The organism is Haloterrigena sp. KLK7, assembly GCF_037914945.1.
Classification (GTDB): domain Archaea; phylum Halobacteriota; class Halobacteria; order Halobacteriales; family Natrialbaceae; genus Haloterrigena; species Haloterrigena salinisoli.
On record NZ_CP149787.1, the window covers coordinates 2774401 to 2797834 of the forward strand.

Annotated in this window: 26 protein-coding genes and 2 tRNA genes; 22 read left to right on the plus strand and 6 right to left on the minus strand. The window is 66.6% G+C overall.

Annotated features, from left to right (window positions below):
- Positions 1-8: 8 nt before the first annotated feature.
- The gene (locus tag WD430_RS13610; RefSeq protein WP_339102982.1) at positions 9-1991 is read right to left on the minus strand and encodes a long-chain fatty acid--CoA ligase; all 1983 of its coding nucleotides are present in this window, start codon (positions 1989-1991) and stop codon (positions 9-11) included.
- A 214-nt stretch (positions 1992-2205) separates the two neighbouring features.
- On the opposite strand from WD430_RS13610, the gene WD430_RS13615 reads away from it, so the two are divergent.
- The 14 genes from WD430_RS13615 (at position 2206) to WD430_RS13680 (ending at position 8834) form a co-directional block, all read left to right on the plus strand.
- Positions 2206-2288 (plus strand) — tRNA-Ser (locus tag WD430_RS13615).
- A gap of 95 nt (positions 2289-2383) precedes the next feature.
- Positions 2384-2908 carry a 30S ribosomal protein S13 gene (locus tag WD430_RS13620; RefSeq protein ID WP_339102983.1) on the plus strand — a complete coding sequence of 175 codons (525 nt, stop codon included), beginning with the start codon at positions 2384-2386 and terminating at the stop codon, positions 2906-2908.
- Positions 2908-3429 (plus strand): 30S ribosomal protein S4, encoded by a 522-nt coding sequence (locus WD430_RS13625; RefSeq protein WP_339102984.1) that lies wholly within the window; start codon positions 2908-2910, stop codon positions 3427-3429. The genes WD430_RS13620 and WD430_RS13625 overlap by 1 nt, the downstream gene beginning before the upstream one ends.
- Before the next feature lie 3 nt (positions 3430-3432).
- The gene (locus WD430_RS13630; RefSeq protein WP_006182145.1) at positions 3433-3822 is read left to right on the plus strand and encodes a 30S ribosomal protein S11; all 390 of its coding nucleotides are present in this window, start codon (positions 3433-3435) and stop codon (positions 3820-3822) included.
- A gap of 4 nt (positions 3823-3826) precedes the next feature.
- Positions 3827-4576, plus strand: a complete 750-nt coding sequence (locus tag WD430_RS13635; RefSeq protein WP_339102985.1) for a DNA-directed RNA polymerase subunit D — start codon at positions 3827-3829, stop codon at positions 4574-4576.
- A gap of 130 nt (positions 4577-4706) precedes the next feature.
- A tRNA-Leu gene (locus WD430_RS13640) sits at positions 4707-4791 on the plus strand.
- A gap of 156 nt (positions 4792-4947) precedes the next feature.
- Entirely contained in the window at positions 4948-5301 is a 354-nt protein-coding gene (locus tag WD430_RS13645) for a 50S ribosomal protein L18e (RefSeq protein WP_008894545.1), read from the plus strand.
- Complete coding sequence (locus WD430_RS13650; protein ID WP_339102986.1) at positions 5298-5747, plus strand: 50S ribosomal protein L13; 450 nt, start codon at positions 5298-5300, stop codon at positions 5745-5747. The genes WD430_RS13645 and WD430_RS13650 overlap by 4 nt, the downstream gene beginning before the upstream one ends.
- Positions 5741-6139 (plus strand): 30S ribosomal protein S9, encoded by a 399-nt coding sequence (locus WD430_RS13655; RefSeq protein ID WP_339102987.1) that lies wholly within the window; start codon positions 5741-5743, stop codon positions 6137-6139. The genes WD430_RS13650 and WD430_RS13655 overlap by 7 nt, the downstream gene beginning before the upstream one ends.
- 12 nt (positions 6140-6151) lie before the next feature.
- Complete coding sequence (locus WD430_RS13660) at positions 6152-6346, plus strand: DNA-directed RNA polymerase subunit N (protein ID WP_008894548.1); 195 nt, start codon at positions 6152-6154, stop codon at positions 6344-6346.
- A 2-nt stretch (positions 6347-6348) separates the two neighbouring features.
- Positions 6349-6534, plus strand: a complete 186-nt coding sequence (locus tag WD430_RS13665) for a DNA-directed RNA polymerase subunit K (RefSeq protein WP_339102988.1) — start codon at positions 6349-6351, stop codon at positions 6532-6534.
- The gene (eno, locus tag WD430_RS13670) at positions 6531-7736 is read left to right on the plus strand and encodes a phosphopyruvate hydratase (protein ID WP_339102989.1); all 1206 of its coding nucleotides are present in this window, start codon (positions 6531-6533) and stop codon (positions 7734-7736) included. The genes WD430_RS13665 and eno overlap by 4 nt, the downstream gene beginning before the upstream one ends.
- Complete coding sequence (gene rpsB, locus WD430_RS13675; protein WP_339102990.1) at positions 7733-8542, plus strand: 30S ribosomal protein S2; 810 nt, start codon at positions 7733-7735, stop codon at positions 8540-8542. Before eno ends, rpsB begins: the two co-directional genes overlap by 4 nt.
- A gap of 169 nt (positions 8543-8711) precedes the next feature.
- Positions 8712-8834, plus strand: coding sequence for a hypothetical protein (locus tag WD430_RS13680; protein ID WP_339102991.1), 123 nt, complete (start codon positions 8712-8714; stop codon positions 8832-8834).
- A gap of 61 nt (positions 8835-8895) precedes the next feature.
- Here WD430_RS13680 and WD430_RS13685 read toward each other — a convergent pair whose 3' ends face one another.
- The 3 genes from WD430_RS13685 to WD430_RS13695 form a co-directional block, all read right to left on the minus strand.
- Positions 8896-9846 (minus strand): glycosyltransferase family 4 protein, encoded by a 951-nt coding sequence (locus tag WD430_RS13685; protein ID WP_339102992.1) that lies wholly within the window; start codon positions 9844-9846, stop codon positions 8896-8898.
- Positions 9847-9853: 7 nt separating this feature from the next.
- Complete coding sequence (locus WD430_RS13690) at positions 9854-11008, minus strand: DUF354 domain-containing protein (protein WP_339102993.1); 1155 nt, start codon at positions 11006-11008, stop codon at positions 9854-9856.
- A gap of 413 nt (positions 11009-11421) precedes the next feature.
- Positions 11422-12345, minus strand: coding sequence for a thiamine-phosphate synthase family protein (locus WD430_RS13695; protein WP_339102994.1), 924 nt, complete (start codon positions 12343-12345; stop codon positions 11422-11424).
- 177 nt (positions 12346-12522) lie between these two features.
- On the opposite strand from WD430_RS13695, the gene mvk reads away from it, so the two are divergent.
- From mvk to WD430_RS13725, 6 genes are all read left to right on the plus strand, one after another.
- On the plus strand, positions 12523-13509 hold the full coding sequence (gene mvk, locus WD430_RS13700) for a mevalonate kinase (protein WP_339102995.1): 987 nt from the start codon (positions 12523-12525) through the stop codon (positions 13507-13509).
- On the plus strand, positions 13506-14258 hold the full coding sequence (locus WD430_RS13705; protein WP_339102996.1) for an isopentenyl phosphate kinase: 753 nt from the start codon (positions 13506-13508) through the stop codon (positions 14256-14258). The genes mvk and WD430_RS13705 overlap by 4 nt, the downstream gene beginning before the upstream one ends.
- Before the next feature lie 257 nt (positions 14259-14515).
- Complete coding sequence (locus WD430_RS13710; RefSeq protein ID WP_339102997.1) at positions 14516-15271, plus strand: glucose 1-dehydrogenase; 756 nt, start codon at positions 14516-14518, stop codon at positions 15269-15271.
- A 417-nt stretch (positions 15272-15688) separates the two neighbouring features.
- Positions 15689-17041, plus strand: coding sequence for a ribonuclease J (locus tag WD430_RS13715; RefSeq protein ID WP_339102998.1), 1353 nt, complete (start codon positions 15689-15691; stop codon positions 17039-17041).
- A gap of 1 nt (position 17042) precedes the next feature.
- Positions 17043-18092, plus strand: a complete 1050-nt coding sequence (gene idsA3 / locus WD430_RS13720) for a geranylfarnesyl diphosphate synthase (RefSeq protein ID WP_339102999.1) — start codon at positions 17043-17045, stop codon at positions 18090-18092.
- A gap of 634 nt (positions 18093-18726) precedes the next feature.
- Positions 18727-20502 (plus strand): glutamate--tRNA ligase, encoded by a 1776-nt coding sequence (locus WD430_RS13725; RefSeq protein ID WP_339103000.1) that lies wholly within the window; start codon positions 18727-18729, stop codon positions 20500-20502.
- Positions 20503-20558: 56 nt separating this feature from the next.
- On the opposite strand, the gene WD430_RS13730 is transcribed toward WD430_RS13725, so the two are convergent.
- Together WD430_RS13730 and WD430_RS13735 are read right to left on the minus strand one after the other, a co-directional pair.
- A complete protein-coding gene (locus WD430_RS13730; protein ID WP_339103001.1) occupies positions 20559-20825 on the minus strand; it encodes a zinc ribbon domain-containing protein in 267 nt (88 codons plus the stop codon).
- A 115-nt stretch (positions 20826-20940) separates the two neighbouring features.
- The gene (locus tag WD430_RS13735) at positions 20941-21426 is read right to left on the minus strand and encodes a DUF456 domain-containing protein (protein WP_339103002.1); all 486 of its coding nucleotides are present in this window, start codon (positions 21424-21426) and stop codon (positions 20941-20943) included.
- Between the two features lie 99 nt (positions 21427-21525).
- On the opposite strand from WD430_RS13735, the gene WD430_RS13740 reads away from it, so the two are divergent.
- Together WD430_RS13740 and WD430_RS13745 are read left to right on the plus strand one after the other, a co-directional pair.
- A complete protein-coding gene (locus WD430_RS13740) occupies positions 21526-22269 on the plus strand; it encodes an SDR family NAD(P)-dependent oxidoreductase (RefSeq protein WP_339103003.1) in 744 nt (247 codons plus the stop codon).
- A gap of 87 nt (positions 22270-22356) precedes the next feature.
- Complete coding sequence (locus WD430_RS13745) at positions 22357-23421, plus strand: alanine--glyoxylate aminotransferase family protein (RefSeq protein ID WP_339103004.1); 1065 nt, start codon at positions 22357-22359, stop codon at positions 23419-23421.
- Positions 23422-23434 lie beyond the last annotated feature (13 nt).

Below are 23434 nucleotides of genomic sequence, written 5' to 3' on the forward strand. Positions count from 1 at the left end.
GGAATCGCTCAGTCCGAACTCGCTTCGATGTCGTCCTCGGTGTAGATGTCTTCGACGAGGGACTCATAGCGATCTTCAATCTTCGAGCGGCGCTTCTTCATCGTCGGCGTTACGAGGCCGTTCTCCTCGGTGAAGCCCTCGGGAGCCAGTCGGAACTCCTTGATCGTCTTGTAGGACTCGAAGTCCTCGTTGACCGCTTCGACGGCGGCTTCGACCTGCTCGAGCACCCACTCGTCCTCGACCAGCGCTTCGATATCGTCGGACAGCGAGACGCCCTCGTCCTCGGCCCGACCGGCGAGTCCCTCGACGTTCGGGACCAGCAGGGCGCCGACGAACTTCTCGCCGTCGCCGACGACCATCGCCTGCTCGACGACGTCGACGGACGCGAAGGCGTCCTCGAGCGGGCCCGGCGCGACGTTCTTCCCCGTCGAGAGCACGAGCAGTTGTTTCGTGCGCTCGCGGAACTCGAGGTAGCCGTCGGGCCGTTCGTGGACGATGTCGCCGGTTCGGAGCCATCCCGCATCCGTGAACGCGCGGTCCGTCGCGCCGGGCTTCTCCCAGTAGCCGTCGGTAACGTTTGCGCCCTTGACGAGGAGTTCGCCGACCGCGCCCTCGTCGTCGAAGGCCTCGTCCCTGACGACCGAGGTGTCGAGTTTCGTCTCGACGCCCGCGAGCGAGGGGCCGACGGTTCCGACGCGCGGATCGCTCGGCGGGTTCGTCGCGATGACCGGCGACGTCTCGGTCATCCCGTAGCCCTCGAAGATCGGCAAACCCATCGCGTGGAAGAGTTCGCAGAGCTCCGGGGAAAGGCTCCCGCCGCCGCTGACGAGGAACTCGACGTTGCCGCCCAGCTTCTCGCGGATCGTCGCGAAGACGAGTTCGTCGGCGTCCGCTAGCTCGGACTCGAGTTCCTCGTCGGGGTCGTCGGCCTCGTTGTAGCGCCGGGCGACGTCGATCGCCCACTCGAGGGCCTCCTGCTTGTCCTCGTCTTCGGCCGCGTTCTCGCGGATCCCGTCGTAGAGCTTCTCGTAGACCCGCGGGACGGCCGTCGTGCTGGTGGCGCCGACCGCGCCGAGATCCTCGGCGAAGGTCTCGGGGCTCTCGCCGTAGGCGATGCAGGCCCCGGCCGCGAACAGCATGAAGTGGCCCGCCGTCCGCTCGAAGACGTGGGCCAGCGGCAGGAACGAGAGCGCCCGCGACTCGGGCGTGATCGAGGGGTCGTCCTCGCCCTTGTCGTCGCGCGGGCCGTACCGCCGATAGAGCTGATTGACGTTCGACCGCAGGTTCCGGTGGGTCAGCTTCACGCCCTTCGGTTTGCCCGTCGTGCCGCTGGTGTAGATCAGGCTCGCGAGGTCGTCGACGTCGCGGGCCTCGAGCCACGACTCGTACTCACTGCGGTCGAACTCCTCGTCGCCGCGCCGGTAGAGGTCCCCGATCGTGATTACGTCCTCGCGATCCGCGTACGCGTCGTTCTCGAGGGCGTCGAAGACGACGTAGAACTCGAGATCCAGCTCGTCTTCGACCTCGAGGACGCGCTCGAGGAGGGTCTCGTTCTCGACGACGACGCCCGAGGCGCCGGGATCGGCGAGGAGGTACCGAATCTGATCCGGCGAGGAGCTCTCGTAGACGGTGGTCACGACCCCGCCGGCGGCGAGGATCCCGAAGTCAGAGAGGGCCCACTCCGTGCGCGTGTCCGCGAAGATCCCTACGCGTTCGCCGTCGGCGATCCCCAGGTCGCGGAAGCCGGCCGCGATCCGGCGGACGAGGTGGGCCATGTCGTCGTACGTGATCGACGTGAACTCGCCGTCGGGCGCGGGCTCGAGGGGGGTGTCGTCACCGTCGCCGGCGAGCGACCGCTCGTAGATACCGCCCTTGTACCGCTGAGCGTCGGTGTCACCGTTCCGTTCGACGCTCCGTTCGAACATCTCGGCCAGCGTATCGAGTTCCAGTACGGGATGCTCGAACGCGGCCTCGGTCTCGGACAAACTCATGAATAGTTTCGAGTTTCCATCGTAACGCTATAAATGATGAGAAAACGACTCGAGGGAGACCGCTGGCCCGATGGGGCGACGATTACGGGGTGGGACTCGATAGCGGGGCCGGGGCCTTTCGTTGCGCTTAAGTACCCGTCGCCGGTAGGTCCGGGTGCGATACGTGTAGGGGACGCAGTCCCCGAGTCCGGGAGGGCGACGATAGAGACTCGGTGTTGTGGTAGCCAAGCGGCCCAAGGCGCATGGTTGCTAACCATGTGGCGTCAAGCCTCCGGGGTTCGAATCCCCGCCACAACGTCGGATACGCTGACGACTCCTCGTCAGTAGAATTCCCTGGCGTTCTTTCGCCAGTCGTTTGCACCGCGCGCACACCAGACACAGATACACGACACATGAGTGAGGAAGCACCTCAAGAACAAGAGGACGACGAAGACCTCCAGTACTTCGTCCGCATCGGGCAAACGGACCTCGATGGGACGAAGACTGTCGAGCGTTCGCTGTCGGAGCTGAACGGGGTCGGTCGACGGACCGCCCGGCTCATCGCCGACGAAGCGGACGTCGATCGAACGGCGACGTTCGGTCGACTCGATGACGACGTCATCGACGAGGTCGTCGAGACCGTAGAGAACTACGCCGAGGAAGTGCCGGACTGGCTCAACAACCGCCAGTCGGACTTCTACACCGGCGAAACGACCCACGAGATCGGGAACGATCTCCAGCTGACGCGTCAGCACGACATCAACCGGATGAAGATGATCGACTCCTACAAGGGCGTCCGCCACAAGCGCGGACAGAAGGTTCGCGGCCAGCGAACCAAGTCCACCGGCCGAACGGAGGGCACCATCGGAGTCAACGTCGAAGAGATCCGCGAAGAACAGGCCGAAGAGGCCGCCGCCGACGAGGACGAGGGTGAATAATGCCACTCGGCACTGACACCAAACAATACGAGACGCCGAACCACCCATACCAGGGCGAACGTATCTCCACGGAGCACTCGCTGGTCGACCGCTACGGGCTCTCGAACAAGGAAGAGCTCTGGCGCGCCCAGTCCGAGCTTCGCTCCTACCGGCGCGAGGCCCGCGAACTGCTCGGCCAGGCCCAGGACGACGAGACCGTCCAGCGCCGCTCCGAGGAGTTCCTCGGTCGGCTCAAGCGCGTCGGCATTCTCGACGAGAGCGACGACCTCGGCGACATCCTGTCGCTGGAGATCGAGGACATCCTCGAGCGTCGCCTCCAGACGGTCGTCTACCGGAACGGACTCGCTAACACGACCCAGCAGGCCCGACAGTACATCACCCACGGGCACATCGTGATCGGCGACCAGCGCCACCGGGTTCCGTCGTACGTCGTCGACGTCGACGAGGAGGACCTCGTCGCGTTCGACGAGAACAGTCCCCTCGCGGACGAACTCCACCCCGAACGAGCGGAGGGTCAGTAAATCATGAGCCAGGACGACGAAAAGTGGGGCATCGCCCACGTGCACGCATCGTTCAACAACACCGTCATGACCGTGACCGACCTCACGGGCGCGGAGACGATCGCCAAGTCCTCCGGCGGAACGGCGGTCAAGCAGAACCGCGACGAGGCGTCGCCGTACGCGGCCATGCAGATGGCCGAGTCCGTCGCCGAAGAGGTCAAAGCGGCCGGCATCACGGGTCTGCACGTTCGCGTGCGCGGCCCCGGCGGCAACCTCCAGAAGTCCCCCGGACCGGGCGCGCAGGCGACGATCCGCGCGCTCGCTCGCTCCGGTATCGAGATCGGTCGCATCGAAGACGTCACGCCGATCCCGCACGACGGATCGCGCGCACCGAAGGGTAAGGGCGGCTACTAGATCCATGACTGAAGAGTACGACGTCGAGTTCGTCGAACGCGAGGATCGCGAAGCGCGGTTCCTCGTTCGGGGCGTGACCCCCGGGTTCGCCAACGGCATCCGTCGAGCGATGCTCGCCGACGTGCCGACGATGGCGATCGACACCGTCCGGTTCGTCGAGAACTCGTCGGTCATGTTCGACGAGCAACTCGCGCTCCGGCTCGGGCTCGTCCCGCTGACGACGCCGCCGGAAGGCGAGTTCGGCGAGGACGAGACCGTCACGCTCTCGATCGACGTCGAAGGGCCGGCCACGGCCTACTCGGGCGATCTCGTCTCGAGCGACGAGCTCGTCCAACCGGCGGACGAGAACGTCCCGATCATCGACCTCAAGGACGGCCAGCGTCTCGAGGCCGAGGCCGACGCCGTCATCGACTACGGGAAGGACCACGCCAAACATCAGGGCGGCGTGGCCGTCGGGTACCGACACCTCCAGCGCGTGGAGGTCGTCGGCGACCTCCCCGAGTTCGAAGAGGAGGAGTCCCGAATCGTTCGGGGCGTCATCGAGGACGACGGCGAGCTCGTTCCCACGAGCGAGTTCGACCACGACCTCTCGAACCGGTATCCGGGCAAGGAGGTCGAGGTCGAGGACGTGCCCAACGCCTTCGTCTTCCACGTGGAGACGGACGGCTCCTTTACCGTCGAGGAACTGGTCACGCGAGCCGCCGACTCGATCGAGTCGCGGGCGACCGCCCTCGAAGACGCAGTACAGCTATAGCAACAGATGATCCGCCCCAACTCCCACCGCGAGTCCACGTACGCCGGCGCCGTCAGCCACGAGACCGGCGCGGACTCGCTCGATGGAATCGAAAGGGGTTTGAAGGGGCGGCGGATACACAGAAGTGCGAGCAGGGATAGCCAAGTCAGGCCAACGGCGCAGCGTTCAGGGCGCTGTCTCGTAGGAGTCCGCAGGTTCAAATCCTGCTCCCTGCATCCACTTCTCACTCGTCGAACGTCCACCACCGAACAGCCGACCGTCCGCGATGGAGGCCGGACTGTGCGTGTCTCGGACCGTTCGACACGACAGCGATTCCACGACCGACGAGACGGTTCCTCGTCCCGTCGGTTCCGTATCTTTGGAGGAAACCAATGAGTAGCAAAACTAATCCGAGGCTCAACGATCTCATCGCCGAGCTGAAGTCGACGTCCCGCGAGACGGACGCCGACGTCTGGCGAGATGTCGCGGATCGACTCGAGAAGCCCCGGCGCACCCACGCAGAGGTGAACCTGGGCCGCATCGAGCGATACGCACGCGAAGAAGAGACCGTCGTCGTTCCCGGCAAAGTGCTGGGATCCGGCGCACTACAGAAATCGGTTACCGTCGCGGCCGTCGACTTCAGTTCCTCGGCCGAGACGAAGATCGAACAGGTCGGCGAATCAGTACCGCTCGAGCAGGCGCTCGAAGCAAACCCCGATGGATCTAACGTCCGGGTGATTCGATGAGTATCGCGGAATTCGACGCGGACGTCGTCGTCGACGCCCGAGACTGTATCCTCGGTCGCGTCGCCAGCGAAGTCGCACAGCGCGCCCTCGACGGCGAACGCATCGCCGTCGTCAACGCCGAGGAAGCGATCATCACCGGCGACAAGGAGGACGTCTTCGGCACCTACCGCAAGCGACTGCAGCTGCAGTCCGACAGCGGTCCCTACTACCCGAAGCGACCGGACACGATCTTCAAGCGCTCCGTTCGCGGCATGCTTCCGTACAAGAAGCCCCGCGGCCGCGAGGCGCTCGACAGCATCCGCATCTACGTCGGCAACCCCTACGAGAACGACGACGACAGCGAGGCGGAAGTGCTCGAGGGAACGTCGCTCGATCGGCTTTCGAACATCCGCTTCGTCCAGCTGGGCGAAGTCTCCGAACAGTTAGGTGCTAACGTCACATGGTAACGAACACGAGTGGAAAGAAAAAGACCGCCGTCGCCCGCGCGACCGTTCGCGAGGGCGAGGGTCGCGTCCGAATCAACTCCCAGCCAGTCGAACTGGTCGAACCGGAGATGTCCCGGCTCAAGATGCTCGAGCCGTTCCGCATCGCCGGCGAGGACCTGCGCAGTGAGATGGATATCGACATTCGAGTCGAAGGCGGTGGCATCAGCGGACAGGCCGACGCCGTCCGCACCGCCATCGCGCGCGGTATCGTCCAGTACACCAACGACGCCGAACTCCGCGACGCGTACATGGAGTTCGATCGGTCGCTGCTGGTCAACGACGTTCGCCAGTCCGAACCGAAGAAGTGGGGCGGCCCGGGCGCTCGGGCGCGCTACCAGAAGTCCTACCGCTAAGGTGATTCAAGCATGATGGTACCGGTCCGGTGTTTCACCTGTGGCAACGTCGTCGCCGAACACTGGGAGGAGTTCGACGAACGAGCCAACGAGGGCGACGAGGACCCCGAGAAGGTCCTCGACGAACTCGGCGTCGAGCGCTACTGCTGTCGGCGCATGCTCGTCAGTCACCGCGATCTCGTCGACGTCGTCTCCCCGTACCAGTAACAATGCAACAACAACAGCACAACCGCTACGAGAAAGCACGCATCCTCGGCGCTCGAGCGCTGCAGATCTCCTACGGTGCGCCGGTGCTGGTCGAAACCGACCAGTCGGAGCCGATCCTCATCGCCGCCGAGGAGTACGACGCCGGTGTGCTTCCGTTCACCGTCAAGCGGGGGTACGATCGGAAATGACGCGCATCACGGACGTACGGCTGCGTCGGATCCTCGACTCTCGAGGCAATCCGACCGTCGAGGCCGACGTGATGACCGAAAGCGGTGGCTTCGGCCGCGCCGCGGCACCGAGCGGTGCCAGCACGGGCGAGTACGAGGCCGTCGAGCGACCGCCGAGCGAGGCGATCGCCGCGGCCCGCGAGGACGCCGTCCCGCGGCTCGTCGGCGAAGCCTACGCGGGGAATCAGCGCGAGGTCGACGCCATTCTCCACGCCGCCGACGGGACCGACGACTTCTCGGAAATCGGTGCTAACAGCGCGGTCGCCATCTCGATGGCCGCCGCGAAGGCCGGTGCCGACGTGCTCGGCGCGCCGCTGTTCCAGCATCTCGGTGGCGCGTTCCGCGGCGAGAACTTCCCGATCCCGCTCGGTAACGTCGTCGGCGGCGGCGAACACGCCGCCGACGCGACCGACATTCAGGAGTTCCTCGTCGCGCCCGTCGGCGCACCCAGCGTCGAGGACGCCGTCTTCGCCAACGCCACCGTCCACGGCACCGTCGCCGACCTGCTCGAGGAACGCGACGTTCCCTGCGGCAAGGGCGACGAGGGCGCGTGGGCGCCGTCGATCGACGACAGCGAGGCCTTCGAGATCGTCGACGAAGCGGTCTCGATCGTCCAGGACGAGGTCGGCTTCAACATCGGCTTCGGACTGGACGTCGCCGGCGCGGAGCTGTACGACAGCGAGACCGGCACCTACGAGTACAGCGACCGGAGTCGCGACACCGCCGAACAGATCGAGTACATCGCCGACCTCGTCCGCGAGTACGATCTGGTCTACGTCGAGGACCCCCTCGACGAGGACGACTACGACGCCTTCGCCGACCTCACCGACGAGGTCGGCGATCAGACGCTGATCTGTGGCGACGATCTGTTCGTCACGAACACGGATCGGCTCGTCGAGGGCATCGACCGCGGTGCGGCCAACAGCATCCTGATCAAACCGAACCAGATCGGGACGCTGACCGACGCCTTCGACGCGATCGAACTCGCGGCCCAGAACGGCTACGACCCGGTCATCTCCCACCGCTCGGGCGAGACCGAGGACACGACGATCGCACACCTCGCCGTCGCGACGGACGCCCCCTTCATCAAGACGGGCGCCGTCGGTGGCGAGCGAACCGCCAAACTCAACGAGCTCATCAGAATCGCAGACGACGCGACATGACAGACAACGACGCAACCCAAGAAGGGCTCGACGCCGCCGAGGAGGAAATCGACGAGGAGCCGGCCGAGGGGCCGGGTCCCGCCGCCGAGGAGGACGTCGAGCCAGTAGACGAACAGCCCGCCGACGCCGAGGCCGCGGAGGCCGACGCCGACGCCGAACCAGCAGCCGAGGAGGAGCCCGAAGACGCCGGTCCCTCCCTCGACGACGACGTCATGAGCGACGAGGAGGCCGACCTCCTCATCCCCGTCGAGGACTACCTGGGCGCCGGTGTCCACATCGGGACCCAGCAGAAGACCTCGGACATGGAGCGGTTCATCCACCGCGTCCGGACCGACGGGCTCTACGTGCTGGACGTCTCGAAGACCGACGGCCGCATCCGCACGGCCGCGGACTTCCTCGCGAACTACGACCCAGAGCAGATCCTGGTCACCTCGAGTCGCCAGTACGGTCGGTTCCCGGCGGAGAAGTTCGCCGAGGCCGTGGGCGCTCGCGCCCGCACCGGCCGCTTCATCCCGGGCACGCTGACCAACCCCAAGTACGACGGCTACATCGAGCCGGACGTGCTGGTCGTCACCGACCCGATCGGCGACGCCCAGGCCGTCAAGGAAGCGATCACGGTCGGCATCCCGGTCATCGCGATGTGTGACTCGAACAACCAGGTCAGCAACGTCGACCTGGTCGTCCCGACGAACAACAAGGGTCGCAAGGCCCTCTCGGTCGTCTACTGGCTGCTCGCCAACGAGGTCCTCGATCGACGCGGCGCCGAGCCGTCCTACTCGCTCGACGACTTCGAGAGCGGCGTCTAATCCGTTCGAACCGATACTGATCGTTTTCAATATTGCGGGCGTCTCGCCGAGCGGCCGCGCCGTTCGTCCGGCGCGTATTCGAACGTCGTGCTCGAGTTCGTCCACGAGCACCGTCGAGTCCGAGCCGACGAGCAAAGGAGTTACGTAACCGCTCGCGCAACGAACGAGCATGCTCGATTCGATGTTTCACTTCGAGGAGGACGTCATCCCGCTGCCGGTCATGCTGGCCGCGGCGGCACTGATCGCGATTTTCGCCGTCGGCATTCCGTACCGCGTTTTCGTCGGTTTCTGAGCCGATCGGAACGGCCGAGCGATTCGGCTCGGAGGGGACGTCTGACGTCGCCCGCTCTTCGTTACGCTACGGTTTCGAGGCAGCGATCGTAAACGGCGCGCAAGCGGGCCCCCATCTCGTCGACGGTGTACCCGGAGACGTGCGCTCGCCCGTCCGATCGGCGATCGCCCGCGAGGACGTCGGCCAGTCGCGGCCGGAGCGCGTCGTCGTCGGCGGCCACGTGGGAGTCGGAGATGGGCTCGAGCACCTCGCGGGCGAAGCCGACGTCGCGCGAGACGACCGGGACGTTACAGGCCGCGGCCTCCTTGATCGTCATCGGCCCGCTCTCGTAGCGCGAGGTGATCAGGACGGCGTCGGCGGCGTTCAGGTAGTACGGTACCTCCTCGTAGGGCTGGTTGGCGACGGTCCGCAACTGTACGTCGTCGGGGAGTCCGTCCACGACCCGTTCGGCCAGCGGATAGTTCTTCTCCTCGCGCGAGGGGGCGTAGGGGAAGAGGACGATCCGATCGTCGGTCTCCCAGCCGACGCGCTCGCGCGCTTCGTCGCGGGGGATGGGGCGGAACTGCTCGGTATCGACCGGGAAGGGGACGACGTGACAGGGTCGATCGACGCGATCGGCCATCGCGTTCGAGGGAACGACGACGTGATCGGCGCGCGCGGTGAACTGCCTGATGACGTCGGCGAAGGGGTTGTCGAGATACTCGCCGCCCCAGAGCGTACAGACGACCGGGAGGTCGGTCCGCGGCAGCGCCGACGCCGCGACGGCGAACGGAAACGTGAGTCCGTAGTTGGCGTGGACGAGATCGTAGTCGTCGCGCGCCGCTCGGAGCACCTGCGGGAGGTAACGGGCGTAATCGAGCGGCGTCCGCCGCTCGACGTCGTCCTCGCGGGCCCGGTGCTCGCTGGGGACCGGCAGCGTCGTCACCTCGACGCCGGCGCGCTCGAGGGCCGTCATCTGGCTTTGATAGAAGCTGCGCCAGTCTGTGGTAGTGAGACTCAGGACGCGGATCATGGTGGCGTCACTGGGGGACCGGCTCGCCGTGCTCGTCCGCGTCGGACTCCGACTCGCCGCGCTCGTCCGCGTCGGGCTCCGACTCGCTCTCCGCCCGCGCGGACGCCTCCGGCGTCGGTTCGTCGATGCCCGGGAGGAGCTGGCTGAGCACGTACTCGGTGACGTCGATCTTCTCCTCGAGCATCGCCTCGCGTCGATCCGCCCAGGTCTCGTCGGCGATCGGATCGGTGACGATCCGCTCGAGGGTATCGACTGCGTCGCTCTCGCGGCTCGTGTGGAACGACCGGACGAGACCGTAGGCCTCGAGCTCATCGAACTTACCCATGTCGTCCGCGCCCGCGAACGGACTGATCCGAACGGTCGGCGTGCCGAGGAGGCCGGCCTCGAGGGTGGTCGTCGCGACCTCGCCGACGACGACGTCGGCGAACGCGAGCAGGTGGTGAAACGCCGCCGGCGGCACGGGAAGCGGTTCGGTGCCCTCCGGCAGCGAGCCGTCGCCCTCGTCGGAGACGAACACTCGTCCGTCATCGGCGAGGACGTCGACGATCCGGCGACGCGCCGAGGGAGAGATTCCCTCCTTCCCGACGTCGTGGTTGCCGTTCCACGCGCCGAACCGGATGACGGCGTACTGCTCGTCAGGGTCGACGTCGTTGCGTCGCAGGATCGACGGGTCCGGCTCGAACCGATCCGGATGGAGGTACGCGAGTTCGTGGTAGCCGGGATAGGTGACGTGACCGTCGCCGTAGCCCTCGCGGAAGTTGTCCGGCGTGTAGAGCACGTCCGCGAACGGGAGGGTGAGTCGGTTGCCGCCGTTGATCGCCGTCTCGGTGTCGATGTAGACGTGGCTCTCCGCGCCGACCAGTTTGGCGACGTGCGTCGCGGCGATCCCGTGGCTCGAGACGATGTAGTCCGGATCGATCGCCCGCGCCCGGCGGAGGAGCCGGTACTCGTAGCGCAACTGCGTCAGCCCCAGTCCGAGCCAGCCGTCGGGTTCCCCACAGAGCAGTTCGTGATCGATGTCGTAGGCGTCGAGGAGTTCCCCCGTAACCCCCTTCTCGCGGCCGAACACGTGGACGTCGTGACCCGCGATCTCGAGGTCGCGGACGACGTGCTTGAAGAGGTGGACGTTCGCCGCGTGCTGGATGGTAATAATGATATCCATCTGTCTTGTAATCGAGGCGACTCACGTCGGGTGTATTATTACAAATCTCTTAGCGGAGAATTACACGCCTCTTAGCGGAGAGATATTCTCGTCTCGGGATTTCACCGGCGAAACGGTCGCTCGCGAGCGGACCGGTGACATCGTAGCAGTTGCACGAATAACATGTGATCCGATACGGCGTCGCGATCGCGACGACTCGCGTCGAGCGCATTATTACACTCTCCTTAGCGAGGTGATATTCTCGCCCCGGGTTTCACCGGCGAAACAGTCTCTCGCGAGTGAAATGATGCTCTCGAAACAGTTTCACGCGTAACAAGTGTCCCGATACGGCATCGAGAGGGCGGTATCGGCCGGAATTCGATCGCGGTCTCGCGGTCGGCTCCCGACCGGCCGCGGCGTCGGTTACCGCGCCGTCAGGCCGACGCCTCCTCCAGCAGGTCGCCGACCAGTTCGGCCGCGTCGACGGCCGTCGGACCGAAGAGGTAGGTGATCGGTTCGATACCGAACGCGCCGCGGTGGTAGGCGACTCGCGGAACGCTCCCGCGGTCGGCGAACCGGTCGCGGAGGTGTTCGCCCCGGTCCTCGTAGTCGGCGTCGAACTCGAGGGGCTCGAACCCGAGCGCGCGAGCGGCCTCGAGGAGGGCGTCGTCGGTCGCGACGTTGACCGCGCCGCGGACCTCGGGATCGATCTCGCGGGCGGCGAGGACGGCCGTGGCGACGTGTTTAGAGGCGCCGAACTCCGGGTTGGCGGGGATCTCGATCCGGCGACCGATCTCGTAGATCCGGCCGGGAACCGCAGCGACGTCGGTCTCGTCGCGCGCGTCGGGCAGGGCCATTCCGACGTTAGTGCCGACGTTCGGGACGGCCGCGGCCATCTCCGGAATCGAGGCGAGGGTGCGAGCGGCCGTCCTGACGTTCGCGAGGACGTCGCGTTCGGCGCGGACCTCGGGATCGAGGCCGCGGACACACAGGTCACAGCCCAGTCCCCGCAGCGCGGGCATCTCCTCCTCGTGGAGCTCGCAGATCGGCCCGCGGTCCTCTAAGTCGCGGATCAACGCCAGGAGTTCCGCCAGCGCGTCGTAGCCGTCCATCTCGTCGCCGGCGAGGCCGTCGGCGATGCGGTCGACGGTGGCGACGGTCTCGGGGTGGTCGCGAAAGCGGTCGTCGCCGCCGCTCTCGCCGCTGACGTACTTGCTGACGGCGGCCTGCGTCACGCCGAGCTCGTCTGCGATCTCCTGTTGGGTCATACCGCGGTCGGCCAGGCGCGTCGCCAGCATCGCCCGCACCGTGGGAAGAAAGCGATCGACGACGAGTTCGCTCGGCAGTACCAGTGCCATCGCATCGGCGTTGGGTCGACGGGAGTATAAGTCCCCACTCCTCGAGCGTTCGGCTCCCGCTTGCGCCGCGGCCGAACACGAACGATCGGGTGAGCGGGAGCCTCCGGTGGTTCGAGAACAGGAGGTCCCTCTCCCGAGAAAGATAGCTATTAACCGTCGTCGAACGAACGGCGGGCTATGGCAGTCTCGAGCGCTCCCGGGAAGGTGTACTTGTTCGGGGAGCACGCAGTGGTCTACGGCGAGCCCGCGGTGCCGTGTGCGATCGAGTTGCGGGCGCGGGTCGGCGTCGAGCGACGGGCGGACAGCAAACTCAGGATCCACGCCGAGGACCTCAGTCTGGACGGCTTCACCGTCGAGTACGCCGGCGAGGCCGAGGGGCGACCCGACGTCGACGTCTCGGAGTCGCTGCTCAACGCCGCGATGGGGTACGTCGACAGCGCGATCGAGCAGGTCAGGGACGTCACGGGCGCCGAGGACGTCGGCTTCGACGTCACCATCGAGAGCGACATCCCGCTGGGCGCGGGACTGGGCTCCTCGGCGGCGGTCGCCGTCGCCGCCATCGACGCCGGCACTCGCGAACTCGGCACGACCCTCGAGATCGACGAACTGGCCGAACGCGCCTACCGAACGGAACACGAGGTCCAGGGGGGGCAGGCCTCCCGTGCCGACACGTTCTGCTCGGCCACGGGCGGGGCCGTCCGCGTCGAGGGCGACGACTGTCGCTCGCTCGAGGCGCCGGAGCTCCCGATCGTGATCGGCTTCGACGGCGGCGCGGGCGACACGGGCGAACTCGTCGCCGGCGTCCGCGACCTCCGCGAGGAGTACGACTTCGCGGCCGACACGGTCGAAGCCATCGGCGACGTCGTCCGGCGCGGCGAGGAAGCCCTCGCCGCGGGCGATATCGAGGAGGTCGGCCGCCTGATGGACTTCAACCACGGTCTCCTCTCGGCGCTCGGGGTCTCCTCCCGGACGCTCGACTCGATGGTCTGGGCGGCCCGCGACGCCGGTGCCCTGGGCGCGAAGCTGACGGGCGCCGGCGGCGGCGGCTGTATCGTCGGCCTCGACGACAGCGACGAGACCGAGACGGCGCTGTCGTACACGCCCGGCTGCGAGGACGCGTTCCGCGCCGAACTCGCCGAGACGGGGGTGCAGCGACTCGAATGATCGTCCTGAAGCTCGGCGGCAGCGTCATCACGGACAAGGAGCGCCCCGAGACCCTCGACGGCGAAGCCCTCGAGCGGGCCGCCGACGCGGTCGCGGCGGCGCTCGACGGCGGCGTCGACGACCTCGTGATCGTCCATGGCGGCGGCAGTTTCGGCCACCACAACGCCAGCGAGCACGGCGTCACCACGACCGAGGGAACCCGCGACGCCGGTGCCGCGCTCGAGATTCACGGGGCGATGAAGGCCCTGAACCAGTTCGTGCTGCGCCGGCTGCTCGAGCGCGACGTCGAGGCGGTGCCGGTCCACCCGTTCTCGGCCGCCCACCGGGACGCGGCGGGCGACCTCGAGTTGCCGACCGGACAGGTGGCGACGCTGCTCGGAGAGGGGTTCGTCCCCGTCCTCCACGGCGATATGGTCGCCCACGCGGGCTCGGGCGCGACCGTCGTCAGCGGCGACGAACTCGTGGCGGCACTGGCCCGCGACCTCGAGGCCGACCGGATCGGTCTCTGTTCGACGGTGCCGGGCGTGCTGGACGACGACGATGCGGTCATCGACCGGATCGCGGCCTACGAGGACGTCGCCGGCGTGCTGGGCGAGAGCGCGGCGACCGACGTCACCGGCGGCATGGCCGCGAAGGTGCGGGCGCTGCTCGCGCTCGAGGCCGAGGCCTCGGTCTTCGGTCTCGCGGAACTGGACGCGTTCCTCCGGGGCGAGTCCGCGGGGACGACGATCGAATCGTCGGAGTCGTAGTCGACTCCGGCGGTTTTGATCGGGGTATTCCCGGTTCGTGTCGCTCACGGTCGCTTCCCGGTTCGAGCGGAACTAGTTGTCAGCGTCAGTATTTCATACTGTACTGCCATCCGCCAGTATCGATTCAATACGCGTTTAATAGCGATTTTCCAAAACTCGTATTTTCAGCGATGGGACCGTACACCGGTTTCGAATCGTTCAGATGGGGGAACACGTGGGCCGGACCGTTTTTGTAACTCTTCGTATCATGTTCACGTATGGTTTCGATCGAAGAGGCGACCGCGGTGATCACGGGCGGTGGATCGGGAATCGGACGAACGACGGCGGTCGAGTTCGCACAGCGCGGAGCGAGCGTCGTCGTCGCGGATCTCGACGTCGATGGCGGCGAGGAAACGGTCACGACGATCGAGGACGACGGGGGTGACGCGATCTTCGTCGAGGCGGACGTAACCGATCCGGAATCGGCGCGGGCGATGGTCGATACCGCCGTCGAGGAGTACGGCCGACTCGACTACGCGTTCAACAACGCCGGCATCGGAGGCGAGGAGGCCACCGTCGACGAGTATCCCGCCGAGAGCTGGCACGGGGTCATCGACGTCAACCTGAACGGCGTCTTCAACTGCATGAGGGCCGAGATCGATCGGATGCGGGACCAGGAATCGGGCGGCGCGATCGTGAACAACGCCTCGGTCCTCGGGAAGGTCGGGTTCGAGACCTCCTCGGCGTACGCCGCGGCCAAACACGGCGTGCTCGGGCTCACGAAGAGCGCCGCCCTCGAGAACGGCGAGACCGGCGTCCGGATCAACAGCGTCTGTCCCGGCTTCATCGACACGCCCCTCCTCGAGGAGAACATGACCGAGGAAGAGCGCGAGCAGATCGCGGGCATGCACGCGATGAACCGGCTCGGAACGCCCGAAGAAGTCGCGAACGCCGTGGTGTGGCTGTGTAGCGACGAGGCGTCGTTCGTCACCGGGGAGGCGTTCGGCGTCGAGGGCGGCTACCTCAGTCAGTGAGGGCGGACGCGTCGCGTCCGAAAGGGATCCTCGACGGGCCGCCCCGTCGGATCGGGTCCGGTCCGGAGCGGCAGACGCGAAACCGGCCGGACGGTGAGAACGGACGACCGGTTCGTGCGCTTGGAAACGGCTCTCGCGACGGTTCTCGTCTCGGGTTCGCCGTTCGCGGAGAGCGGTGCTCGAGCGGACACCCAACCCACTGCGTTTTTAACACCCCGGCGTGTAGTGGCCAGTAGCGAAACCCGCGGGCAAGTGCGCTCGGGGTCGACGGTGTGACACCGTCGACCGATCGGAGGCGATTGCCTCCCCGTGCGCATAGCGGGATGGCCGACGCGCTGTAAGACGCCGGGGCCGCACAACCGGGAGTCCGCGGACCGTTTCGATGAGAGTCAATCGCGGCTTTCAGTACAACGAACTATGGAAATCGAAATCGCAACAATCGGCGGCTACGAAGAAGTCGGACGGCAGATGACTGCCGTTCGCGCCGGAGACGACGTCGTCATCTTCGACATGGGTCTGAACCTCTCGCAGGTCCTGATCCACGACAACGTCGAAACCGAGCGGATGCACAGCTTAGATCTGATCGACATGGGCGCTATCCCCGACGATCGGGTCATGAGCGACCTCGAGGGCGACGTGAAGGCCATCGTGCCGACCCACGGCCACCTCGACCACATCGGCGCTATCTCGAAACTCGCCCACCGGTACAACGCGCCGGTCGTCGCGACGCCGTTCACGATCGAACTCGTCAAACAGCAGATCGAGGGCGAGCAGAAGTTCGGCGTCGAGAACGACCTCGTGAAGATGGACGCCGGCGAGACGATGTCGATCGGCGACAGCGGCAAGGTCGAACTCGAGTTCGTCAACGTCACGCACTCGATCATCGACGCGATCAACCCGGTCCTGCACACGCCCGAAGGCGCGGTCGTCTACGGGCTGGACAAGCGGATGGACCACACGCCCGTCATCGGCGACCCGATCGACATGGAGCGGTTCCGCGAGATCGGTCGCGAGGGCAACGGCGTCCTCTGTTACATCGAAGACTGTACGAACGCCAACAAGAAGGGGCGGACGCCCTCGGAGAACGTCGCCCGGGAACACCTCCGGGACGTCCTCTACAGCATGGAGGACTACGACGGCGGCATCGTCGCCACCACCTTCTCGAGTCACATCTCGCGCGTGACGAGCCTCGTCGAGTTCGCCAAGGACATCGGCCGTCAACCCGTCCTGCTGGGTCGCTCGATGGAGAAGTACTCCGGCACGGCCGAACGGCTGGACTTCGTCGACTTCCCCGACGATCTGGGGATGTTCGGTCACCGCAAGTCCGTCGATCGGACCTTCAAGCGGATCATGAACGAGGGCAAGGAGAACTACCTGCCCGTCGTCACCGGCCACCAGGGCGAGCCCCGCGCGATGCTCACCCGAATGGCTCGCGGCGAGACCCCCTACGAACTGGACGACGGCGACAAGGTCGTCTTCTCGGCGCGAGTCATTCCGGAGCCGACCAACGAGGGCCAGCGCTACCAGGCCGAAAAGCTGCTCGGGATGCAGGGCGCCCGCGTCTACGACGACATCCACGTCTCGGGTCACCTCAACCAGGAGGGCCACTACGAGATGCTGAACGCGCTCCAGCCCCAGCACGTCATTCCCGCTCACCAGGATATGAGCGGCTACTCCAGCTACGTCAATCTCTGTGAGAGCGAGGGGTACAAACTCGGACGTGATCTCCACGTCACGCGCAACGGGAACCTCATCCAACTCGTCGACTGATATGACCAGTCCCGAGGCACGCGAGGAGGCGGTGCTCGAGGCGGTCCGCGAGCGCCGCGAGCGGGTCAACGAGGCCATCCCGGAGGAGCTCCCGATCCAGCGCCCCGAACGGCTCTACGAGGCGTCGCGGTACCTGCTCGACGCCGGCGGCAAGCGGCTGCGACCGACCGTCCTGCTGACGGCGGCCGAATCGCTGCTCGACGTCGAGCCGCTGAGCACCGACTACCGCGAGTTCCCGACCCTGAGCGGGAGCACCATCGACATCATGGACGCCGCGGTCAGCGTCGAGGTCATCCAGTCGTTCACCCTCATCCACGACGACATCATGGACGACGACGACCTCCGGCGGGGCGTCCCCGCGGTCCACAAGGAGTACGACCTCGAGACGGCCATTCTCGCCGGCGACACGCTCTACTCGAAGGCGTTCGAGATCATGCTCGAGACCGGCGCGAAACCCGACCGATCGGTCGAAGCGCTCAACGTGCTCGCGACGACCTGTACCAAGATCTGCGAGGGCCAGTCGCTGGACGTCACCTTCGAGGAGCGCCAGGACGTCTCCCCCGACGAGTACCTCGAGATGGTCGAGCAGAAGACCGCGGTGTTGTACGCCGCCTCGGCGTGTCTCCCGGCCGTCCTGCTGGAGGCCGACGAGGAGACGGTCGACGCGCTCTACGGCTACGGGCTCGACATCGGTCGGGCGTTCCAGATCCAGGACGACGTCCTCGACCTGACGGTTCCGAGCGAGAAGCTCGGCAAACAGCGAGGGAGCGACCTCGTCGAGAACAAGCAGACGCTGATCACGGTCCACGCCCGCGACCAGGGCGTCGACGTCGACAATCTGGTCGACACGGACGACGTCGAGGCCGTCACCGAACGCGAGATCGACGAGGCCGTTGCCGAACTCGAGGCCGCCGGCTCGATCGAGTACGCCAACACCACGGCCCAGGACCTCGTCGCCCAGGGCAAGGAGCGACTCGAGGTCCTGCCGGACAACGAGGCCCGCGAGTTGCTTCGGGATCTGGCGGATTACCTGATCGAACGCGGCTACTGAGACGCTCGGTGGCGTCGTTCGGTCGCCGCTTTTCGACGATATTTTTCGGCCGTGTGAGTGCGATCGCTCGAGTAGCGGCGGGACGTCGGTTCGGAAGAGGGACCACAGGGGTCGAGAACGGATCAGTACGGATCGAGGGCGTGAGGGGAGCGAGCGATTAACAGGAGTGAGCGAGTCGGCTGGAGAGGACGTGGCATCACTACTACGATAGCAGCGCACGAACCGTCCGCTCGGACGTGCGAACACGTACCCGTTCCGTTTAGACACGATCTGAATCGTGGTTTCACGGAGTGTCGATGAAAACGAGCGTCCTGCTACCGTGGCAACATGGAGTTGCCACTCCCTCCCCAGCCGATTCGCTCCCGTCGTCTGCTCACGGGCGCTTCGCGCCCGTTCGCATGGTATGCGGGACCTTCGGTCCCGCACTAGTCGCTCATCCCTCGCACGAATTTGCTGCCCGGCCTCGCGTTCGCTCGGCCGGTCGACAGCGCGCGCCACCGCATGCCGGACGACCGGTCCGCCGTCGGGACGAACCGAGCATCGTCGTCACCGCCGCGGAATTCGCGAGGGAGGACCCGCAAACGACGCATGAACATCGCGGACGTTTTGGTCCGGGCACGACTATCGCAGCGTAATGAACGACGAGTTGCGCGAGCGCATCGAGCGCGAGGCCGAGAAGCACGCGCTGTTGAACGCCGTCAAACACGAGAGCGACGCCGATGTCGGCGCGATCATGGGGCCGCTGATGGGCGACAACCCCGACTTCCGCGAGCACGGCGACGAGATCCCGGGCATCGCCGGCGGCGTCGTCGGCCGGGTCAACGACCTCGACTACGAGGAGAAACGCGAGCGCCTCGAGGACCTCGCCCCCGAGGAACTCGCCGAGATCGAGGCCGAAGAGGAGGAAGACGAGCACGACCTCCCGGACCTACCCAACGCCGAGGAGTACGACGAGATCCGGATGCGCGTCGCGCCCAACCCTAACGGGCCGTGGCACGTCGGCCACGCCCGGATGCCCGCCGTCATCGGCACGTACAAGGAACGGTACGACGGCTGGTTCTGCGTCCGATTCGACGACACCGACCCCGAGACGAAGCGACCCGATCTGGAGGCCTACGACGCCATCCTCGAGGACCTCGACTACCTCGGCTTCGAACCCGACGCGACCTACAGAGCCAGCGACCGCCTCGAGACCTACTACGAGCACGCCCGCGAACTGATCGAACTCGGCGGGGCCTACACCTGCTCGTGTTCGGGCGAGGAGTTCTCGGAGCTGAAGAACAGCGGCGAGCCGTGTCCCCACCGCGAGAAGGACGCCGAGACGGTCCGCGAGGAGTTCGAAGCCATGGTCGACGGCGAGTACAGCAGCGGCGAGATGGTCCTGCGGATCAAGACCGACATCGAGCACAAGAACCCCGCGCTCCGGGACTGGGTCGGGTTCCGGATGATCGACACCCCCCATCCCCGCGAGGCGGCCAGCGAGTACCGCTGCTGGCCCATGCTCGACTTCCAGTCGGGAGTCGACGACCACCTCCTCGAGATCAGCCACATCATCCGCGGGATCGACCTGCAGGACTCCGCGAAGCGCCAGCAGTTCGTCTACGACTACTTCGGATGGGACTATCCTGAAGTCGTCCACTGGGGCCACGTCCAGATCGACGCCTACGACGTGAAGATGAGCACGTCGACCATCGCCGAACTGATCGAGGAGGGCGAACTCGACGGCTGGGACGACCCGCGCGCGCCGACGCTCAAGAGCCTCCGCCGCCGGGGCATCCGCGGCGAGGCCATCGTCGAGGCGATGGCCGGGCTCGGCACCTCGACCAGCGACGTCGACCTCGCGATGAGTTCGATCTACGCGAACAACCGCGACCTGATCGACGAGGAGACCGACCGTCGCTTCTTCGTCCGCGAGGGCAACCAGCTGCCCATCTCCGGCGATCCGCCCGCGGAGGCGAACCCGCCGCTCCACCCCAACCACGAGGAGCGCGGTGTCCGCGAGATTCCCGTCAGCGACTCCGTGATGCTCGAGCCCGAGGACGTCCCCGAAGACGGCGAGCGGATCTGGCTCAAGGGACTGGGCTGTTTCCGGTACGCCGAGGGCGCGCTCGAGTACACGGCCGACGATATCGACGTGGTCCGCGAAGGCGCGGTCGACGTCGTCCACTGGGCCCCGGCGAGCGAGAGCGTCGACGTTCGGATGCGTACGCCCGACGGCGACGTTCGCGGCCACGCCGAGCCCGGCGTCGGCGACCTCGCACCCGACGAGATGGTGCAGTTCGAACGGGTCGGGTTCGCGAGGATTGACAGCGTGGCGCCACGCGCCACGGATGATTCGAGCGGACGAAGTCCGCGAGACCGTCACGACGATGAAGAAGACGAGACCGTCGTCTACTACGCGCATCCCTAGTTCGGCCCGGCGCCGACCGCACGTCGATCGGTCGGTCGGCCGGTGACGGTGGAACGTTACTGCGTCTCTGTCTCCGTTTCGGTTCCTGTTTCCGTCTCTGTACCCGTTTCCGGCTCCGTTCGGGCGCTCGTCTCCACGTCCGATTCGGTCGCCTCGGAGACGCGCTCGAGTTCGCTGCTGCCACACTCCGGACACGTCTCTTGCTCGCTGTGGAATCGGGTCTCGCAGTCGCGACAGCGGTAGGCAGCGCTGTCGTCGCGTGCGGCCACCGCCTCCTGCTTGAAGCGCTCGACTTTCTCGCCGAGCCGTTCGAACATGCTCATAGACGGAGTACGGTCCGTGGCCGGATAAGTTGCAGTCACGACGGCGCGAATACGAATCGGAGCGCTATCGTCTCGTCCCGACCGACGCGAGAACGGTAGCGTGCGAACGCGGCGATCAGAACACGAAGAGCGCGACGAGGAATCCCAGGAGGATCGTGAGGGTCAACAGCACCTGAATCGCCGTCGACGCGAGCATCCCGCCGGTCGCGTACGCCGCCGATCGGACGCTGCCGCCGGCGTCGCCACCTTGAACGAACTCGACGACGAAGACGGTCCCGAACAGCCCGGCGAGCAGCCCCAGCGGCCCGGTGACGATCATGAGGACGATGGCGACGACGGTGGCGATCGTGGTAGTGGTCCACGAGGCCCCGCCCGCCTTGGCGGCGATCGAGCCGCCGAACAGTTCCGCGACGATCGTCATGACGGCGAGGAGCGCGAGGACGGCGACCGTGAGGGTCCCGGGCTCGCTGAAGCCGGAGCCCCACCAGTAGAGCCCGAGTCCCGACAGCGAGAGCAGCCCGCCGGGGACCAGCGGGGCGACCGTTCCGACGACGCCGCCGACGAGCAGGGCGACCGCGATGATCGTGACTGCATCGACCATACGGGGACCGACGACGGGGCCGGCCAAAGGTGTACGGCCTTCGACCGGTCAGCGCTCGGCCACCGGTATCGTTACCTCCCGGCGTCCGAATCGACGGGTATGAGCGAGACGCGCGGGGCGATCATCGTCGGCGGCTCCTCCGGCATCGGCGAAGCGCTGGCTCGAGCGCTCGCCGACGAGGGATACGCGATCGGGCTGGCGGCCCGACGGACGGAACGCATGCAAGAGATCGGTGCCGCGTTGCCGACCGACGCCTCCGTCGCGACGATGGACGTCACCGATACCGCAGACGCCCGCGAGGGCTTCTTCGAACTCGCCGCGGCGATGCCGTCGGTCGACGTGGTCGTCATCAGCGCCGGCACCGCGGCGATGAACCCGGACCTCGAGTGGGAGTCCGAACGGGAGACGATCGACGTCAACGTCCGCGGGTTCACGGCGATCGCAACCGCCGCGATGGAGTACTTCGAGTCGACGCCCGACCACGCGCGAGCCGGAGACGGCCACCTCGTGGGCATCTCCTCGGTCGCGGCCCACTTCGGGGTCGGCGGCGTGCAGGCGTACAACGCCTCGAAAGCGTTCGTCTCGACGTACCTCGAGGGACTGCGGGCGCGACAGGCCGATCGCGACGCGGACGTGACGATCACGACCGTCGAACCGGGCTTCGTCGACACCGAACTCTCGATGGGCGGCTTCTGGGAGTGCTCGCCGGAAACGGCCGCCGCACAGATCGCCCGCGCGATCCGCGAGCGACGGACCCACGTCTACGTCACGCGGCGCTGGCGGCTCGTCGCGTGGGTCCTGAAAGCGACGCCCGAGTCGGTACTGCGGCGACTGCTCTCCTGACCCCTCGCAGAGAGTGCTCCCGACCGTTCGCGGCGAATCGTTCACCGCCACCGTAATCGGCTAAGGGACGCGGCGCGGAGAACGACCATGAAGTTCACGCCAGGACCGACGGCGGTTCCGCCGGCGGTCAGGGAGGCGATGGCCGAGGAACAGCCGAACCCAGACGTCGATCCCGCGTTCGCGGAGCGCTACCAGGCGCTCTGCGAGGACCTCGCCGACGTCTACGACACCGACCACGACGTCGTCGTCCCCGGCGGCGAGGGCATTCTGGGCCTCGAGGCGGCGATCGCCTCGCTGGTCGCGCCCGGCGACCGGGTGCTCTGTATTTCGAACGGGCTCTACGGCGACGGGTTCGCGGACTTCGTCGAGTCCTACGGCGGCGAGGCCGAACTCGTCTCGGCGCCCTTCGACGAACCGCTCGACCTCGAGGCCGTCGAACGTGCGCTCGAGGACGCCGAAAACGACGGCGAACCGTTCGAACTGGCGACGATGGTCCACTGCGAGACGCCGACGGGGACGCTCAACGATCTCGATCCCATTCTGGACCTGCTCGAGGAACACGACGTGCCGAGCGTCGTCGACGCCGTCTCGTCGCTCGGCGGGACGCCGGTCCCGACCGATCGGATCGACGTCTGTCTCGGGGCGTCCCAGAAGTGTTTCAGCGCGCCGCCGGGGCTGACCACCGCCGCGATCAGCGACCGGGCCTGGGAGCTGATGGACGACCGCGACCCGTCCTCGCTGTACACGAACTTCCTCCCGTGGCGGGACGTCTCCGAGGAGTTCCCCTACACGCACCTGAGCGCGAACGTGGCCGCCCTCGAGGAAGCGATCGATCGCCTGCTCGAGGAGGGCCTCGAGAGCGTCTACCGGCGCCACGAGGCCGCCGCCGAGCGCTGTCGCGAGCGCGGCGCCGAACTGGGACTCGAGGTCTATCCCGATCGGGAGCGGAGTTCCCCGACCGTGACGGCGTTTCACCTCCCGGGCGAGGCGAAGCAGGTTCAGCAGCGGGTCGCGGCGGAGGAGGACGTCGTGCTGGCGACCGGACTCGGCGAGATGGAGAACGATATCCTCCGATTCGGCCACATGGGGTACAACGCCGAGCTCGAAAAGGTCGATCGCGCGATGGACGCGCTCGAGGCCGTCCTGGAGTAGCTCGAACCGACGC